The organism is Chrysiogenia bacterium, from assembly GCA_020434085.1.
Lineage (GTDB): Bacteria > JAGRBM01 > JAGRBM01 > JAGRBM01 > JAGRBM01 > JAGRBM01.
In genome coordinates, this window is the sequence record JAGRBM010000050.1 from 1 (window position 1) to 3,002 (window position 3,002).

Annotated in this window: 3 protein-coding genes; all 3 read left to right on the forward strand. The window is 67.7% G+C overall.

What is annotated here, in order from left to right:
* The coding region (locus KDH09_01580) for an isochorismate synthase (GenBank protein ID MCB0218360.1) at positions 1–657 on the forward strand (657 nt) is incomplete at its 5' end.
* The gene (gene menD, locus KDH09_01585) at positions 644–2,371 is read left to right on the forward strand and encodes a 2-succinyl-5-enolpyruvyl-6-hydroxy-3-cyclohexene-1-carboxylic-acid synthase (protein MCB0218361.1); all 1,728 of its coding nucleotides are present in this window, start codon (positions 644–646) and stop codon (positions 2,369–2,371) included. The genes KDH09_01580 and menD, both read left to right, overlap by 14 nt.
* Positions 2,368–3,002, forward strand: a 635-nt coding sequence (locus KDH09_01590) for an alpha/beta fold hydrolase (GenBank protein ID MCB0218362.1), incomplete at its 3' end; no start/stop codon positions are given. The genes menD and KDH09_01590, both read left to right, overlap by 4 nt.

Below are 3,002 nucleotides of genomic sequence, written 5' to 3' on the forward strand. Positions count from 1 at the left end.
CGCGCGCGCCATCCCCGCTGCACTGTCTATTGGGTCGGGCTGCCGGGTGGGCAGAGCTTCATCGGCGCAACGCCCGAGCAGCTCGTCCGCGTGAGCGGCCGCCGGGTTTCCACCATGGCGCTGGCCGGCACGGTCCCCGCGGGGGATGCCGCGCAGGGCGCGCGCCTGCTGGCAAGCGCGAAGAACCGGCACGAGCAGCACCTCGTGGTGCGCGAAATCATTGAGACGTTGCAGGGGCTTTGCACCCACGTGCGCGTTCCGGATGAACCACGGGTGCTCAGACTCGGCAATGTCTGCCATCTGCAGAGCAACATTTCCGGGCGCCTCTCGCGCGAGCGCCACATCCTGGATCTCGTCGCGGCGCTCCATCCCACTCCCGCGGTGGGAGGGCTCCCGCGAGAGAAGGCGCGCGAGGCAATCGAGGTGCTCGAGCCCGAGGGACGCGGCTGGTACGCCGGTCCGATCGGGTGGTGCGACGCCGCCGGAGAAGGTGAATTCTTTGTCGCACTGCGCGGCGCGTTGCTCACAAAGACCCGCGCCCACCTGCTGGCGGGTTGCGGTCTGGTAGCCGCATCCGATCCCGAAGAGGAATGGCAGGAAACCGGCTGGAAAATGAAGGCCATGGGGGAGGTGCTCGCCGCGCATGGACGCCGCTGAGAAAAACCTCGCCTTTGCCGACGCGCTCATCGCGCAGTTGGTGAGCCTTGGCGCCGGGCATTTCGTGCTCTCTCCGGGGTCGCGCAGCACGCCGCTCACGCTTGCGGCAGCGCGCTGCCCCGGGGCGCGTACTTTCGTGAATCTCGACGAGCGCGGCGCGGCCTTCTTTGCGCAGGGGATTTCCAAGGCAAGCGGGAAGCCCGCCGTCCTCATCTGCACCTCCGGCACGGCAGCGGCCAACTACCTGCCTGCCGTGATCGAAGCCTCCCAGTCGGGCGCGCCGCTCATTGTGCTGACCGCCGACCGGCCGGCCTCGCTGCACGAGTGCGGCGCTCCGCAGACAATCGATCAACTCGGTCTCTACGGGCGCAATGCACGCTGGTTCCTGCAGTGCCCGCTTCCGGGGGCGCTCGATGAGCCTGGATCGAAGGCCCGCGCCATTGCCGCGCGGGCGTGGACGTATGCCTGCGGTGAGAGTACCGGCCCGGTGCACCTTAACTGCCCCTTCGATGAGCCGCTCGTGCCGGACGAACTGCCGACATTTGCCGAGCGCAAGTCCATTGAACTCGTAGCGGAGCCCGCACGTGCCTCCAAGGAGAGCGCGCGGCACCTGGTTGAGGCTCTCTCGCGGGCGAAGCGGCCCTGCATCGTGGCTGGACCGTTATCCCTTGCGGAGCGCACCGCCGTGCTCGAATTTGCGGTTGCCGCCGGAATGCCGGTGCTGGCCGACGCTGCCTCGGGATTGCGTTTTGGCGAGGATTGCGGCGCGTGTGTCTTTGCGTATTTCGATGCATGGCTTCGCGCGTTGCCGGAACTCGAAACGCCCGACCTGGTGATCGAGCTGGGCGCGCAGCCCACATCGAAGGCGCTTGCCCGGTATCTGGCGCGTGCCGACGCGACGCGCATCTGCTTCGCGCAGGCCGGGCGCTGGGCCGACCCGGATGCGGCGGCGACGCTCGTGCTTGATGGTGACCCTGCCGCAACGCTGGCGGTTGCGACTTGGAAGCTGGGCGAGCTTTACACGGACGCAAACTGGATGAACGCACTGGAGTCGGCAGAGCACGTCGCCGCCAACGAGGCTGGTCTGCTGAATTCTCTGGAGAGCGGCGCAGAAATCGCGCTCGCGCGGCGCCTGATCGGGGCGCTGCCGGCCGGCGCCAATCTGTTTCTTTCCAACTCGATGCCGATCCGCGAAATCGACTGGTTTGGCGGGGTGCGAAGCGAGGCGCTCAGCATCTTCGTCAATCGGGGCGCCAACGGAATCGACGGGATCGTATCGTCGGCGTTGGGGGTATACGCGGCGACCGGCCAGCCCACGTATCTGTTGACGGGCGACCTGGCACTGCTGCACGACCTCAACGCGCTGGCTTTCTCCGCGGCGCAGAAGATCCCGCTTCAGATCATTGCAATCAACAACGATGGCGGGGGAATCTTCGGCTATCTGCCGATCTCGCAGAGCGGCGAGGTATTCGAGCCCTATTTCCGCACCCCGCACGGGCGCTCCATCACCGGCGCGGCCGCGGCGCTGGGGTTCGAATGCGCAAGCACGCAGTCGCTCGGGGAACTTTGTGACTGGATCGGCGAGGCTGCGATGGGCCCGCGCCTTCTGGAGATTCCGGTCGATGCAGCCCGCAGCAAGCAGATTCACAAGGACTACTGGGCACGCGTGGACGCGCGGCTCCATGAGGCGGCGACGCGGAGGGCAGCGGGATGAGCCTCCATGTGCGAGAGTTCGGCAGGCCGGGACAACCCGTGGTCGTGGCCTTGCACGGCTTCCTCGGAACCGGTGAGAACTGGGCTGAGCTTGCCGGGCGCTTGAACGTGCACCTCTATGCGCCGGACCTTCCCGGCCACGGCCAGACGAGCGCGCGGCCCGAGGGTTTCGGCGGGACCATTGCGCTGCTCGAAGAATGGGCGCAGCTCCACAAAATCTCCGACGCATCGCTGCTGGGCTACTCCATGGGCGGGCGCCTTGCGCTGGGCTGGGCGCTGGCGCATCCGGGACGATGGCGTGCTCTTGTGCTGGAGGGCACCTCCCCGGGGATCGCGAATCCTGCAGAGCGCACGATGCGCGCCACGCTCGACGATGCGCGTGCCCGGGATCTGATCGAGCGCGGCGTCAGCGATTTCCTCGACGACTGGCAGGCGCTGCCCCTCTTCAAGTCGCAGCAGCTTCTGCCCCCCATGCGGCGGGCAAAGATGCGCGCCCTTCGCGAGCGCTCCCGTCCGGAGGGCCTCGCCTGGGCAATCGCCGCGCTCAGCCCCGGCCGCCAGCCCGACTACGGTTCGCGACTTGGTGAACTCGCCATGCCCGTGCACCTCATCACCGGCGAGCGCGACGAGAA

Excerpts from the sequence above, each read along its gene's own strand:
- menD (MCB0218361.1), top strand. The coding sequence starts at position 644 with ATGGACGCCGCTGAGAAAAACCTCGCCTTTGCCGACGCGCTCATCGCG.